The 12,972-nt window shown below is 72.0% G+C and carries 13 protein-coding genes; 6 read left to right on the forward strand and 7 right to left on the reverse strand.

The annotated features are described in order from the left end of the window. Positions 1–37 precede the first annotated feature (37 nt). The 4 genes from OG978_RS47555 to OG978_RS47570 all read left to right on the forward strand — a co-directional run bounded on the left by OG978_RS47555 (position 38) and on the right by OG978_RS47570 (position 4,423). Positions 38–886 (forward strand): LLM class flavin-dependent oxidoreductase, encoded by an 849-nt coding sequence (locus OG978_RS47555; RefSeq protein WP_326771181.1) that lies wholly within the window; start codon positions 38–40, stop codon positions 884–886. Beyond that, complete coding sequence (locus tag OG978_RS47560; RefSeq protein ID WP_442817918.1) at positions 883–2,151, forward strand: beta-ketoacyl-[acyl-carrier-protein] synthase family protein; 1,269 nt, start codon at positions 883–885, stop codon at positions 2,149–2,151. The genes OG978_RS47555 and OG978_RS47560 overlap by 4 nt, the downstream gene beginning before the upstream one ends. Then, a complete protein-coding gene (locus OG978_RS47565) occupies positions 2,148–3,410 on the forward strand; it encodes a ketosynthase chain-length factor (RefSeq protein WP_326771182.1) in 1,263 nt (420 codons plus the stop codon). The genes OG978_RS47560 and OG978_RS47565 overlap by 4 nt, the downstream gene beginning before the upstream one ends. 89 nt (positions 3,411–3,499) lie before the next feature. Then, positions 3,500–4,423, forward strand: coding sequence for an MBL fold metallo-hydrolase (locus OG978_RS47570; protein WP_326771183.1), 924 nt, complete (start codon positions 3,500–3,502; stop codon positions 4,421–4,423). Positions 4,424–4,438: 15 nt separating this feature from the next. Here OG978_RS47570 and OG978_RS47575 read toward each other — a convergent pair whose 3' ends face one another. From OG978_RS47575 to OG978_RS47585, 3 genes are all read right to left on the reverse strand, one after another. After that, positions 4,439–5,305 carry a response regulator transcription factor gene (locus OG978_RS47575; RefSeq protein WP_326771184.1) on the reverse strand — a complete coding sequence of 289 codons (867 nt, stop codon included), beginning with the start codon at positions 5,303–5,305 and terminating at the stop codon, positions 4,439–4,441. Between the two features lie 70 nt (positions 5,306–5,375). Continuing rightward, a complete protein-coding gene (locus OG978_RS47580) occupies positions 5,376–5,807 on the reverse strand; it encodes a nuclear transport factor 2 family protein (protein ID WP_326771185.1) in 432 nt (143 codons plus the stop codon). A 59-nt stretch (positions 5,808–5,866) separates the two neighbouring features. Beyond that, a complete protein-coding gene (locus OG978_RS47585) occupies positions 5,867–6,679 on the reverse strand; it encodes an AfsR/SARP family transcriptional regulator (protein ID WP_326771186.1) in 813 nt (270 codons plus the stop codon). A gap of 177 nt (positions 6,680–6,856) precedes the next feature. On the opposite strand from OG978_RS47585, the gene OG978_RS47590 reads away from it, so the two are divergent. After that, a complete protein-coding gene (locus OG978_RS47590) occupies positions 6,857–8,005 on the forward strand; it encodes an acyltransferase family protein (RefSeq protein ID WP_326771187.1) in 1,149 nt (382 codons plus the stop codon). Positions 8,006–8,066: 61 nt separating this feature from the next. Further along, positions 8,067–9,035: a helix-turn-helix transcriptional regulator gene (locus tag OG978_RS47595; RefSeq protein ID WP_326771188.1), complete on the forward strand. Its 969-nt coding sequence runs from the start codon at positions 8,067–8,069 to the stop codon at positions 9,033–9,035. A 108-nt stretch (positions 9,036–9,143) separates the two neighbouring features. Here OG978_RS47595 and OG978_RS47600 read toward each other — a convergent pair whose 3' ends face one another. From OG978_RS47600 to OG978_RS47615, 4 genes are read right to left on the reverse strand one after another with little or no spacing between them, the layout of a single operon-like run. After that, a complete protein-coding gene (locus OG978_RS47600) occupies positions 9,144–10,895 on the reverse strand; it encodes a 3-hydroxyacyl-CoA dehydrogenase family protein (RefSeq protein ID WP_326771189.1) in 1,752 nt (583 codons plus the stop codon). Next, complete coding sequence (locus OG978_RS47605) at positions 10,892–11,158, reverse strand: acyl carrier protein (protein WP_326771190.1); 267 nt, start codon at positions 11,156–11,158, stop codon at positions 10,892–10,894. The genes OG978_RS47600 and OG978_RS47605 overlap by 4 nt, the downstream gene beginning before the upstream one ends. 50 nt (positions 11,159–11,208) lie before the next feature. Continuing rightward, positions 11,209–12,147, reverse strand: a complete 939-nt coding sequence (locus OG978_RS47610) for an aromatase/cyclase (protein ID WP_326771191.1) — start codon at positions 12,145–12,147, stop codon at positions 11,209–11,211. Positions 12,148–12,175: 28 nt separating this feature from the next. Continuing rightward, entirely contained in the window at positions 12,176–12,955 is a 780-nt protein-coding gene (locus OG978_RS47615) for an SDR family NAD(P)-dependent oxidoreductase (protein WP_326771192.1), read from the reverse strand. Positions 12,956–12,972 lie beyond the last annotated feature (17 nt).

The raw sequence follows: 12,972 nt of genomic DNA on the forward strand, positions 1-12,972 counted from the left end.
CCGAGTACCGGGCGTCGAGGACGAGAAGGGAAGACGAATGGACACAGGCGTCGCCCTGCCGAGCGTGGTGGAGATCGCCTCGGGCAGGGAACTGACCGGCTGGGCGCGCTCCGCCGAAGAGCTCGGCTTCTCCACCCTGTCGGTGGTGGACCGGCTGGTGTGGCCGGGCTACGAGTCGCTGACCGCGCTGGCCGCGGCGGCCGCAGTCACCGAACGGATCAGGCTGGCCACCCAGGTGCTGATCGCGGCGGCCCGCGCGGACGTCGGGGTACTCGCCAAGCAGGCCGCCTCGGTGCACCGGCTCTCCCATGGCCGCCTCTCGCTGGGCGTGGCGGCGGGCGTCCGCAGGGACGACTACGAGCTGACCGGCACCGGTTTCCACGACCGGGGCCGTCGGCTCGACGAGACCCTGGCCACGCTGCGGCGGCTGTGGGAGGCGGGCAAGGTGGCGCCGGAGTCCGACGGCCCCACTCCCGAGATCCTGATCGGCGGCCGCAGCGAGGCCGCCCTGACCCGGATGGCCCGGTACGGGGACGGCACCGTCGTCGTCGGCCCGCCGCCGGCCTTCGCGCAGCGGGCCCGCCGGGCCCTGGAGGTGTGGGCCGAGCACGGCCGGGAGGGGCGGCCGCGCCTGATCGCCCAGACCTACTTCGCGCTGGGCGACGACGCCCGGGAGGCCGCCCGCGACCACGTCGGCAGCTACTACGCGTTCGCCGGCCCGCACGCCGGCCGGTTCGTCGACGCCACCCTGACGACGGAGCAGGCGGTGCGCGAAGCCGTGGAGGGCTACCGGAGGGCCGGTTGCGACGAGTTGGTCCTCATCCCGTGCACGAGCCGGCCCGAGCAGCTCCAGCTGCTGGCGGCCGTGGTGAAGGAGGAATTGTGACGCGCAGGGCCGTCATCACCGGCATCGGAGTCGTGGCTCCGGGCGGGATCGGCAGGAAGCCGTTCTGGGATCTGGTAAGCAGCGGGACCACGGCCACCCGGACCATCACCCAGTTCGACGCGCGCGCCCACCGCTGCCGGGTGGCCGCCGAGTGCGACTTCGACCCACTGGCCCACGGTCTGACGCTGAAGGAGGCACGGCGCACCGACCGGGTCTCCCAGCTGGCCATGGTTGCCGCCCGGGAGGCCGTCGAGGACAGCGGGGTCGTGCTGGACGGCCGTCTCGCGGAGCGGACCGGCGTCGCGATCGGCAGTGCGGTGGGCGGTACCACCACCATGGAGCGCGAGTACGCAGTGCTCAGTGACTCCGGCAGGGACTGGGTGGTGGACCCGTCCTTCGCGGTGCCGCACCTCTACGACTACTTCCTGCCCAGCTCGATCGCCGCCGAGGTCGCCCGGACCACCGGCGCACTGGGTCCGGCGACGATCGTCTCCACCGGCTGCACCTCCGGCATCGACTCCGTCGGATACGCTGCCGAACTGGTCCGGGACGGCGACGCCGATGTCATGATCACCGGGGCCACCGACGCCCCGCTCTCCCCCATCACCCTCACCTGCTTCGACGTCATCAAGGCAACCTCCACCCAGAATGACGACCCGGCCTCCGCCTGCCGCCCCTTCGACCGCACCCGGAGCGGCTTGATCCTCGGCGAGGGCGCAGCGGTGCTGGTGGTGGAGGAGTACGAGCACGCCCGGCGGCGCGGGGCGCACGTGTACGCCGAGGTGGCCGGATACGCCAACCGCTGCAACGCCTTTCATATGACGGGTCTGAAACCGGACGGCCGGGAGATGGCGGAGGCCATCGACCGCGCGATGGAGGAGGCGCGGGTCAGCCCCGGGGACGTCGACTATGTCAACGCGCATGGTTCAGGCACCAAGCAGAACGACCGCCACGAGACGGCCGCGGTCAAACGCAGTCTGGGCGACCACGCCTATCGCACGCCGATGAGCGGCATCAAGGCGATGGTGGGCCACTCTCTGGGCGCGATCGGCTCCATCGAGATCGCTGCCTGCGCCCTGGCCATGGAGGAGGGGACGATCCTGCCCACCGCCAACCTGCACGAGCCGGACCCCGAGTGCGACCTGGACTACGTGCCGCTGACGGCCCGTGAGGGCCGGCTGGACACCGTCCTGACCGTCGGCAGCGGCTTCGGCGGCTTCCAGAGCGCCATGATCCTCACCAACCCCGGGAAGGCCGCGGCATGACGCTCGACACGGTGCGCGCGAGGACCGCGGCGGCCACGACAGGGGTGGGCGAGGTGGCGGTGACCGGTCTGGGCGTGGCCGCCCCCAACGGGGTGGGTGCCGAGCAGTACTGGCGGGCCACCCTGGACGGTGTCTCCGGGATCCGTCCGGTCAGCACCTTCGCCGCCGACGGATATCCGGTGCGCCTCGCAGGGGAGATACCGGAGTGCGACGCGGAGAAGGACGTCGCCCGCCGGCTGGTGCCGCAGACCGACCGGATGACCCGGCTGGCACTGCTCGCCTCCGACGAAGCGCTCGGCGACGCGGGCCTGGACCCGGCCGCACTGGACGAGTACGCGATGGGTGTGGCGGTCTCCAGCACGACCGGCGGCCTGGAGTTCGGGCAGAGAGAGCTACAGGCGCTGTGGCGCGACGGCTGGGAGTCGGTCAGCGCCTACATGTCCTTCGCCTGGTACTACGCGGTGAACACCGGCCAGATCTCCATCCGGCACGGGATGCGGGGTCCCGGCGGGGTCACTGTCTCCGAGCAGGCGAGTGGGCTGGACTCGCTGGCCTACGCCCGCCGCCGGATCTGCAAGGGCACCGCCGTGATGACTGCGGGCGGCCTGGACTCACTGCAGTGCCCTTACGGGATGGCCATCCAGTCCACCGCGGCCGGGAACTCCCGCGCGGCGGACCCCGAGGTGGCGTACCGGCCGTTCGACGCGGAGGCGACCGGCTGGGTACCGGGTGAGGGCGGGGCGGTGCTGATGCTGGAGTCGCTGGCGGGCGCCCGGGAGCGGGGCGCACCCCGGATCTACGGCGTGCTGGCCGGCTATGGCGCTGCCTTCGACCCGGAGCCGGCTGATTCCGGCGGCAGCGGGCTGCGCCGGGCGGCCTCGACCGCGCTGGCCGACGCCGGGCTGGAGCCCGGGGACGTGGACGTGGTGTTCGCGGACGGGGCGGGCGTCCCGGCGGCGGACCGTGCCGAGGCGGAGGCGCTGGCCGTGCTCTTCGGCGAGCGGGGCGTGCCGGTGAGCGTGCCCAAGACCATGACCGGACGGCTGCTGTCCGGCGGGGCGGCGCTCGACGTGGTTGCCGCGCTGCTGTCGATCCGGGACGGTCTGGTCCCGGCCGCGGCGCATGCCCGCCCCGAGGCGCTGGACTCGCGGGTGGATCTGGTGACCGGCAGGCCGCGTGCCCTGCGGGTGGACACCGCGCTGGTCCTGGCCCACGGCCACGGCGGGTTCGCCTCCGCGATGGTGCTGACCCGGCCCTGAGTCCACCGCCCTCCCCCGGGGCCGGGACGGACGCCGGTCTGCCCCGGTCCCGGGCCGTCGTGCCGCCCTCTGACCGGAAGAAGGAAGCCATGACCATCTCCTCACGCGCACCGGAGGCGGCCGCACTGACCGCGCTCGCCGAGGACGTCCACGCCTTCGTCCAGCCCGACGGCGGCTGGTGCCTGAACAACGCCGGTCTGGTGACCGGCGGCGGCCGCGGCGTGCTGATCGACACCGCCGCCACCCGGACCCGTGCCGAACGGCTGCGACGGGCGGTCGAGCGGGTCCTGCCCGGCGGCCCGGACCTGGTGGTGAACACCCACTTCCACGGCGACCACCACTTCGGCAACTGTCTCTTCGTCCCGGCGGCCACCGTGGTGGCTCAGCAGGACGTCCGCGAGCAGATCCTCCGGGCCGGCCTGGACCTTCAGCGAATCTGGCCCGGCGTCGGCTGGGGCGAGATCGAGCTGGTGGCGCCCACTTTGACCTTCCGCGAGTCGCTGACCCTGCACCTGGGCGAGCTGACGGTGGAGCTGCGGGACGTGGGCCCGGCGCACACCTCGCACGACGTGGTGGCCTGGGTCCCGGAGCGGGGCGTGCTCTTCACCGGGGACGTCGCCTGGTCGGGTGTCACCCCGTTCTGTCTGATGGGTTCGCTCGACGGCTCCCTCGCAGCCCTGGAGACCCTGCGCGCCTACGGCGCCACCACAGTGGTGCCGGGGCACGGGCCGACGGGCGGGCCGGAGATCCTGGATGCCACCGAGGCCTACCTGCGGTGGCTCCAGGAGACCGCGTGTCAGGGGCACAAGGCGGGCCGGACCCCGCTGGAGGCGGCACGTGACGCCGAACTCGGGGAGTTCGCGAGGCTCTTGGACTCCGAGCGGCTGGTGGCCAACCTGCATCGGGCGTACGCGGAGCTGGACGGCGCCCCGGCCGGGGCGGAGCTGGACATCGTGGGGCCCTTCGGGGAGATGGCCGCCTATCACGGCGGCCTCCCGGATTGCCACGCCTGACCGACCCCGGCGAGGTCAGGTCATGGCGCGCAGACGGACCGGTTCCAGGGCCTCGGCGGGGAAGAGGATGTCGGCCCGGCGCGCCTTGTTCACCGCGTCGATACGGGACACCGCGCCGAGCCGCCGGAAGATGTTCCGCAGGTGGCGCTTCACGCTCGCCTCGCTCAGCGCCAGGCTGGAGGCGATCTGCCCGTTGGTCATCGCCATCGCCACCATCACCAGGATCTGGGTCTCCCTGCCGGTGAGCCGGGCCGGCTCCCGCTGATCGAACCGCTGCAGCGCCTCGCGCGGCAGAGAGACGGTCACTCTGTTCCCGTCCGCCGTCACCGAGCGGATGGCAGAGGCCAGTTCCTGCCGGGAAGTCCCCTGAAGCAGGTAGGCGGAGATTCCCGTCCGCACCATGCCCAGCACCCGCACCATCGGCACGTCCGCGCCGAGCACCACGATCCGGGTGGCCGGCGCCGCCTCCCGGATCCGTTCCACGGCCCCGGTCACATCGCCGTCGCCCCCCAGGTGGTGGACGACGGCCACATCGGGTCTCACCGCGACCAGCGCCGCCTCCATCTCCTCGCCGCACCCCGTCGAGCCGACGACTCTCATGTCCGTCTCCAGGGCGATGATCTTGCACAGGCCGTCAAGGAGAAGAGTGAAATCGCTCAACAGGAAAACCGATATCCCTTTCAGGTGATCTTCCATCTTTTTCCTCACATCGCGCTGCTTGCTGCTGCAAAGATGCTCGGCAGAACGATTCCTCCGCATCGGCCCGGGACGATTCTGCCAAGCGCGATCCGGCCGAACCAGGTCACACTTCTTCCGCTCTCGGGCATTCAGAATCTGCGGCTTCCGCCTATTGCCGGCCGGCGCGGCGACACCGGACGCCACGATGCGACGCGGCCCGGCGAGTACTGGTGGTGCACTCGCCGGGCCCCGTCGCCTGTTGCGGCCCGCATCGTCAGGCGGGCGTGTCCTGTCGCACGACCCGCTCCTTGATCATCCAGGAGGCGCCGTCCGGCACCAGGACGTCCTCGCAGGTGGTGCTGGAGCGAAGCGCAGCACCACCTGCGGTGACCTGGAAGACCAGCGCGTAGCTGCGCACCCGCACCTCGTCGGCCTGTGGCCGGATCGCGGACATGCCCAGCCAGTGGCGCCGGGTGATGCCCTGAGCGGTCAGCTGTTCGACGGTGCGCGTCGCGCCCGCGACGATCTCGTCCCGCCCGCGCGCCGTCGCCGGAACGCCGCCGACCGTGAACGTGCCCTCGGGCGTGAAGCAGGACGCCCACTCCTCGATCCGGCCGTCGTCGAGCAGCTGCATGTGTGTTGCGTAGAACTGCTGGACGGACGCCTGGAGTTGCGCGTCGATCGCCGGCATTGCTTCCGTCGTCATGGTGACCCGACACCCTTTCGTCGCCTCGCGCCCGGGGGCTCCCGGGGCACCAGGCTCACTCAGACACTTAGTGGCTCGATCGAGGACGGCATAGGACGGGGCGGGCGGGCGTCCTCATCGCGCAGGACAGCATCCTGCAGGACGCGCCGCAGTTCGGCGGAGGGGCTGAGGCCGAGCTCCTCGGAGAGCACGCAGCGGGTGCGCTCATAGGCCTGGAGCGCGTCCCGCCGCCGGCCGACCCGGGCCAGACTGAAGATCAGCAGGCTGTGGTACCACTCGTTGTACGGGAACTCGACGACCAACACCCTCAGTTCCTCTATCAGCTGGTGCACACGGCCCAGCTGGAGGTCCGCCTCGATGCGGAGGTTGAGGGCCCACATCCGCTGCTCCTCCAGCGAGGCCAGGTACCCCTCCAGTACGGGGCCGACGCTGACGTTGGCCAGCGGCGCGCCCCGCCACAGGTCCAGCGCCTGCCGCAGCAGGACCGAGGCCTCCTCGGCCTGGCGTTCTGCCAGCAACTGCTGTGCGCGGGTGGTGAGCCGACGGAAGTGGAGCAGATCCGTCCGTTCCTCCGGGCAGTGCAGGACGTAGCCCGGGGCCCGGGTACGCAAGAGCTCCTTCCCGCTTACCGGCAGCCCCTGTTCGTCGACGATCCGGCGCAGCTGGTAGATGTACGTCTGCGCCGTGGTGCTGGCCGTGCGGGGCGGCTGGTCGCCCCAGAGTTCCTCGACGATGGTGGACAGCGGGACGACGTAATGTATCCGGACGACCAGCAGCGCCAGAGTTCTCAGTGTCCTCGGCGCGGTCGGGGTGCAGTGGTGGGCGCCGTTCAGGATTTCCAGCGGACCGAGCAGTTTGAAAGTCAGCATCATGCGGCCTTCCTCATCCGGGTCCTGGGCCGCGTCGCATACAAGCAGCCGGTCCGGGGCAGCGCGTAGGGCGGGAGACGAAAGACCGGCCGCGGGTATCTTTCGATACCCCGTCATGTTTTCCGCGTCCCACCGCCGGGTCTGGACGGATCCTCGAAACGTGCCCCTCATGCTCCGCGCATGAATCCGGACATCACCGCGGTCGGCCGACGGCTGCCCTCGCTGACCGGGATGCGGTTCCTCGCCGCCCTCCTGGTCTTCCTCTATCACGCCGCCGACGCGCGGGTTTTCGCGGACCAAGGGGTCTCGGAGGGGTTCTCCGCGGCCGTCGGCAAGGCCGGCACGGTCGGCGTCAGCTTCTTCTTCGTGCTCAGTGGTTTCGTCCTGACCTGGACCGCTCGGCCCGGCGACACCGCCCGCCGGTTCTGGCGGCGGCGGATGGCCAAAATCTTCCCCAACCATCTGGTGACCTGGGCCGTGGTGCTGGTCCTGGTCCTGTTCGGCGACCGGGCACTGGACCTCGGTACCGCTCTGGTCAACCTCCTGCTGCTGCAGGCCTGGGTGCCCAGCTTCGAGGTGCTGTTCAGCATGAACGACGTGAGCTGGTCGCTCTCCTGCGAGCTCTTCTTCTACCTGGCCTTCCCGCTGTTGCTGCCGCTGACCGCCCGGATCCGGCCGTCGCGGCTGTGGGCGTGGGCGGGCGGGGTGGTGACAGCCGTGGTGTGCGTGCCGCTGCTGGCCGAGCTGCTGCCCGGTCCGGCCGGTCTGGACATCTACAGTTTCTGGCTGGTGTACGCGCTGCCCCCGATGCGCTGCCTGGAGTTCGTCCTGGGCATTCTGATGGCCCGGATCGTGCTGACCGGGCGGTGGACGTCCTCCGTCGGTCTGGCCCCGGCAGGGCTGCTGGCCGTCGCCGGGTATCTGCTGGCACTGCGGGTGCCCCAGTTGTACGGGGTGGTGGCGGCCACCGTGGTGCCGCTGGCGCTGATCGTGCCGGCGGCCGCAGTGGCGGACCTCCAGGGGCGGCGCTCCCCGTTCCGTGGGGCCGCGATGGTGTGGCTGGGTGAGGTCTCCTTCGCCTTCTACCTGCTCCACCGGCTGGTGCTGACCTTCAGTCACCGGGCCCTGGGCGCCGAGAGGACCTGGGGGACCCCGACCGCGGTCGCCTTGCTCGTGGCGGCGCTGGTGATCGGACTGGCGCTGGCCGCCACCCTCCACAGGCTGGTGGAACGCCCCTCGATGCGGCTGATCGCGGGCACGGCCCGGCGGGACACCGCCACCGCCGTTCCGGCGACCGTTCCGGCGGCGGCGCCCGGCCCGACGGCGTGAGGGGCGGCGGCCCGGGAAAACAGGACAGAGGCCGTCCGATTCCCCGTCTAGGGTGTGTTCCATGCTGGAAACGTCCGCACGGCTGCTCCGCCTGCTCTCGCTGATGCAGGCGCGTCAGGACTGGACCGGTACCGAACTCGCCCGCGAGCTCGGCATCACAGCGCGCACCGTCCGCCGTGACATGGACCGGCTCCGGGAACTCGGGTACCCGGTCACCACCGTCCGCGGCGTGCAGGGCGGCTACCGGCTCGGCACCGGGCGGACGCTGCCCCCGCTGCTGCTGGACGACGACGAGGCCGTGGCGGTGGCGCTGGGCCTCCAGGTCGGCGCCACCACCCGGGCGGCCGGGCTCGAGGACGCCGCCGCCGGGGCGTTCACCAAGCTGCGCGAGATCCTGCCGCCCCGGCTGCGCGGTCGGGTCGACGCGCTGCGCTACGCCACCGAGAACGGTGCTCGCCAAGAGCCCACAGTCCCCTCCAGGCTGTTGGAGGAACTGGCGGAGAGCTGCCACCGCCGGGAGCGCCTGCGTTTCGACTACCGCACGCACGACGGAGAGCGCCAGCGCCGGGAGACCGAGCCGCACCGGCTGGTGAACATGGGGCAGCGCTGGTACCTGCTGGGCTGGGACGTGCTGCGCGACGACTGGCGGACCTACCGCGTCGACCGGCTGATGCCGAGGACGCCGGCCGGGCCGAGGTTCCACCCGCGCGAACTGCCGTCGGGCGGTGCAACAGAACTGGTCTCCCGCGGCGTTACCGCCGCACTGTCCCAGGTCCGGGCCAGTGTGCGGTTTCACACCCCGGCTTCGGCGATCGTGAACCGGGTGGCCAAGTACGGGCAGGTCGTGGAGGCGGAGGGCCCGGACACCTGTGTGCTGTGCTGCGGCGGGGACTCGGTGGAGACCCTGGCGATGTGGCTGGGCACCTTCGGCGTCCCGTTCGAGGTGCTAGACCCGCCGCGGCTGCGCGACCAGTGCCTGGTGATGGCGGATCGGTACCGTGCCGCCGCGCAGGGGGCGGAGCCCTTCTGACGGACGTGACACCCGCCGCGGCTGTCCGGGACCGCGGCGGGCCGTCTCCGTGTCCTCCTGAGCCAGGTCGGGCGGCTCCCTGGCCGGCCGCTCCGACCACGCCGGTGATCAGGGCACGCGCGTGCCGGTGTGGGTGCGGAAGCCCTGTCCGTTCTTGTTCCCGAACAGCCCGCCGGTCACGGCGCTCTCCAACAGTGGCGGCGGGGCCGTGGCGGGTTCCGGGAAGGCGGCATGCAGCCGCCGGTAGATGGCCAGGGACACGTCCAGGCCCACGGTGTCCAGCAGCGCGAACGGCCCCATCGGGAACCCGAAGCCCTGCTCCACTGCCGCGTCCGTCTCCTCGATGTCCGCGTCGTCGCGGGCGAGCAGCCGGACCGCTGCCCCCAGATAGGGGAAGAGCAGGCGGTTGACGACGAAGCCGGCCCGGTCCGCGCAGCCGACGGCGGTCCGGCCCACCCGCTCGCAGAACGCCCGGGCGGTGGCCACCGTGTCGGCAGCGGTGCCCGGAGTACGCACCAGCTCGACCAGCCGCATCGCCGGGGCCGGGTTGAAGAAGTGCAGCCCGACGACGCGCTCCGGACGGCCGGCGGGCGCCGCGCACCCGGCGACGGGGAGGCTGGATGTGGTGGTGGCCAGCACCACGTCGGCCGCGCAGATCCGGCCCAGCGAGGCGAACACCTTCCGTTTCACTTCCATGTCCTCCGCCACGGCCTCGATCACCAGGTCGCATCCGGCCAGGGCCTCGAGGTCGCCGGCCCCCTCCAGGAGTTCGGCCGCACGGGCCCGGTCGGCGGGTTTCAGCCGCCCGCGGCGCACCGCGCGGACCATCGAGTCGTCCACCGCCCGGACGGCCTCAGCGGCCCGTTGCTCGCTCCGGGCCACCAGCACGGTGGGCACTCCGGCGCGTGCCACCACCTGGGCGATGCCACGCGCCATGGTCCCCGAGCCGACGACGCCGACCCGCCGGGTCTCCCGTGCTTGCCCCGCCGAGGGGGCTGCGGGCCCGTCGGCCTTGGGGTCGCCGAGCCTGTCGTAGGTGTAGAAGCCCTGCCCGGCCGCGCGGCCGGTGCTGCCCTCGGCGCACAGGCGGCGCAGCACGTCGGCCGGCCGGAAGAACGGGTCGCCGGTCCGCGCGGCCGCCCGCTCCAGGGCTGTGTGCACCGTGTCCAGGCCGACGGCGTCGAGCAGCGCGAGCGGCCCCATGGGCAGGCCGCAGCCCAACCGCATCGCCGCGTCGATGTCGTCACGAGAGGCGTAGCCCTCCGTGTACAGGGCGGCGGCCTGGTTGAGCAGGCCGTACACCAGGTCGGCGGCGTCACCCGCAGGTCCTGCGGCGACTGTCACCTTCCGCAGGCCCAAGCAGGCGACCAAGCGGTCGGCGGAGGCCACGGCCTCCCCGAGCGCCATGCCGGTCTCCACCAGGGCGGCCGGGCCGCCGGGCTGCGGCGGGGTGAACAGACGCAGCCCGAGAGTGTGTCGCGGGCGGCCAGAGGCCAGCGCCAGTCCGGTCACCGGGAGCCGGGCAGTGGTGGTGAGCACCACCGCCCGCGGCAAGGTGTGCCGGCCGATGGACCGCAGCACCTCCGTCTTGGTGTCCCAGTCCTCGGTGACCGCCTCGACCACCGTCTCCACGGCGCCGAGACGGGCGAGGTCGTTCACCAGTAGGACGCCGGGCGTGCCGTCCGGACCGGGCGGTGGCACCTCGGCCTCCTTGAGGCTCCGCTCGACCCGGGCCAGGACCTGAGGGTGGCGGTCCGCGCCGACTACCCGGTGCCCGGCCCTGTACAGCATGCGCAGCAGCGGTTCGCCGACCGCACCCAGCCCGACGACGGCGACGTCCGGCGCGGTGTGCGGTGTCACGGCCGGGCCGCCGAGGCCTCGAGCTCCCGGTTCACCAGGTCGAGGAGGGCGCGCGGGGTCTGGGCCTCCCCGGCCTCGTTCTCGGGGAGCTTGATGGAGAAGTGCCGCTCCACCTTGCTGGTGGTGTCGATGACGGCCAGGGAGTCGAAGCCGAGGTCGGTGAAGGAGGTGTCCAGGACGTCGCCGTCGAGGTCGACGCTCTCGTCCTCTCCGATCGCCTTGTGGAGGAAGTCCTTGAGCTGGTCGATGGTCAGTTCCGCCATGATCGTGCACCGTCGCTTTCCGTGGTTGCCGTGGACATGTGGATGGGCACTCAGCGGCCCTCGACGAAGGCCTTGGCATGGGCCAGAGTGGCCCGGCTGTTGGCGCCCAGGGCCGCGCGGACAGCGGCCTTGAGGGTGTCGGTGTCCGCAGGGGGCGAGGGGAGACGGGCGGCCGCGTCGGGGTCGACGAGCACGGTGTGGACCGAGGTGACCCGGACCCGTCCGTCCTCGAGGGTCTCCAGGCGCCACTCGCCGGTATGGCCGGCCAGGACGGCCGGGCGGGTCAACTGCTTGTAGACGATCCGCCGCGGCCGGTCGCACACCCGCCAGGAGGTAGTGGTGTGCACCGAGCCGTCGGGGGACTTGGTGTCCATCTCCATGTACTGGAACCCGGGTTCCTCCTCCCGGAGTTCGATCCGGTGGACGTGCGGGATCCGCTCGGCCCAGGCGTCGAGGTCGTTCAGGAAGCCGTAGACCTCCGCCAAGGGTCCGTCGATCGTCTCGGTGTCCATGAAGGAGAACAGCAGGGCGTCGCCGTTCGGCCGTTCGGCGGCCCGCTTGAGCGAGGCGAGTTCCGCCGTGCTGTTGGCGTCCACGGCCCGAGCGATCCGCTTCAGGCCGGCAGGGGCGTCGTCGACCGCCCGGTAATGGTGGTCGAGGAGGGCGACGCAGCCACCCCGGCCGTCGTCCTCGATCCGCCAGACGCCGCCCATGGCGGCCACCGGGTGGCGGGGCACTGTCTGCTCGAACGCGACACGCCGCCGCGCCGCGTCGAGGCGCCGCCAGGACCGCCAGGTGCGCAGTCGGCCCTCGGCGGTGGCCCAGAGCTGGATGGTCTCCTCGCTGCCCGCCTGCTCCAACCGCTCGGCGCGTACGGTCGGCGGGAAGTGGACGGGCCATCGGGTGACGTCGGCGATGATCCGGTACACCCGGTCGGCGGGCGCCGCGATCCTTGTCCGATGGGTGACGCGGGTGGGCGTGGGCGTCATGGTTTCCTCCGTGTCCTGCTGGGCGGAGTCAGAAATTGCCGAGACCGCCGCAGACGTTGATGGCCTGCGCGGTGACGGCGTCGGCCGGGCGAGTCGTCAGGTAGCCGACCATTCCGGCCACCTCCTGGGGTGTGGCGTAGCGGCCGAGCGGGATCTTCCCGGAGAACCGGGCCAGCACGTCCGCCTCGGTGATGTCCCAGTGCGCGGCGTAGCCGGCCCGGACCCGCTCGGCCATGGGTGTCTCGACGTAGCCGGGGCAGACCGCGTTGACGGTGATGCCGGTCGGGGCGAGTTCCAGGCCGAGCGCCTTGGTGAAGCCGACGACCCCGTGCTTGGAGGCGGAGTAGGGGGCGCCGTAGACCACGCCCTGCTTGCCCGCCGTGGAGGCGATGTTGATGATGCGGCCCCAGGAACGGTCCTTGAGACCGGCCGCCAGCACGGCCCGGGTGACGCGGAAGACGCTGGTCAGGTTGGTGGCGATGACCTCGTCCCAGAGGGCGTCGTCGATCTCGGCGGTGACACCGCCGCCGTTGCGGCCGGCATTATTGACCAGGATGTCGATCTCGCCGAACTCGCCCGCTTCGTCGACGAAGCGGGCGATGTCCGGGGCGGAGGTGACGTCGCAGGCCACGCCGTCGGCGTCGACGCCGTCCTTGCGCAGCTCCCGCACCCGCTCGGCCACCTGTTCGCCGTCGCGGGCGCACAGGAAGACCTTGATGCCGCGGGAGCCCAGTTCGCGGGCCACCGCCCAACCGATGCCGCTGGTCGCTCCGGTGATGACCGCGGTACTGCCGTCCTGCACAGCCATGGGGATTCCTTTCGCTG

It is taken from the genome of Streptomyces sp. NBC_01591 (genome assembly GCF_035918155.1).
Classification (GTDB): Bacteria; Actinomycetota; Actinomycetes; order Streptomycetales; family Streptomycetaceae; genus Streptomyces.

Excerpts from the sequence above, each read along its gene's own strand:
- OG978_RS47555 (WP_326771181.1), top strand. The coding sequence starts at position 38 with ATGGACACAGGCGTCGCCCTGCCGAGCGTGGTGGAGATCGCCTCGGGC.
- OG978_RS47565 (WP_326771182.1), top strand. The coding sequence starts at position 2,148 with ATGACGCTCGACACGGTGCGCGCGAGGACCGCGGCGGCCACGACAGGG.
- OG978_RS47570 (WP_326771183.1), top strand. The coding sequence starts at position 3,500 with ATGACCATCTCCTCACGCGCACCGGAGGCGGCCGCACTGACCGCGCTC.
- OG978_RS47580 (WP_326771185.1), bottom strand. The coding sequence starts at position 5,807 with ATGACGACGGAAGCAATGCCGGCGATCGACGCGCAACTCCAGGCGTCC.
- OG978_RS47585 (WP_326771186.1), bottom strand. The coding sequence starts at position 6,679 with ATGATGCTGACTTTCAAACTGCTCGGTCCGCTGGAAATCCTGAACGGC.
- OG978_RS47590 (WP_326771187.1), top strand. The coding sequence starts at position 6,857 with ATGAATCCGGACATCACCGCGGTCGGCCGACGGCTGCCCTCGCTGACC.
- OG978_RS47595 (WP_326771188.1), top strand. The coding sequence starts at position 8,067 with ATGCTGGAAACGTCCGCACGGCTGCTCCGCCTGCTCTCGCTGATGCAG.
- OG978_RS47605 (WP_326771190.1), bottom strand. The coding sequence starts at position 11,158 with ATGGCGGAACTGACCATCGACCAGCTCAAGGACTTCCTCCACAAGGCG.
- OG978_RS47610 (WP_326771191.1), bottom strand. The coding sequence starts at position 12,147 with ATGACGCCCACGCCCACCCGCGTCACCCATCGGACAAGGATCGCGGCG.
- OG978_RS47615 (WP_326771192.1), bottom strand. The coding sequence starts at position 12,955 with ATGGCTGTGCAGGACGGCAGTACCGCGGTCATCACCGGAGCGACCAGC.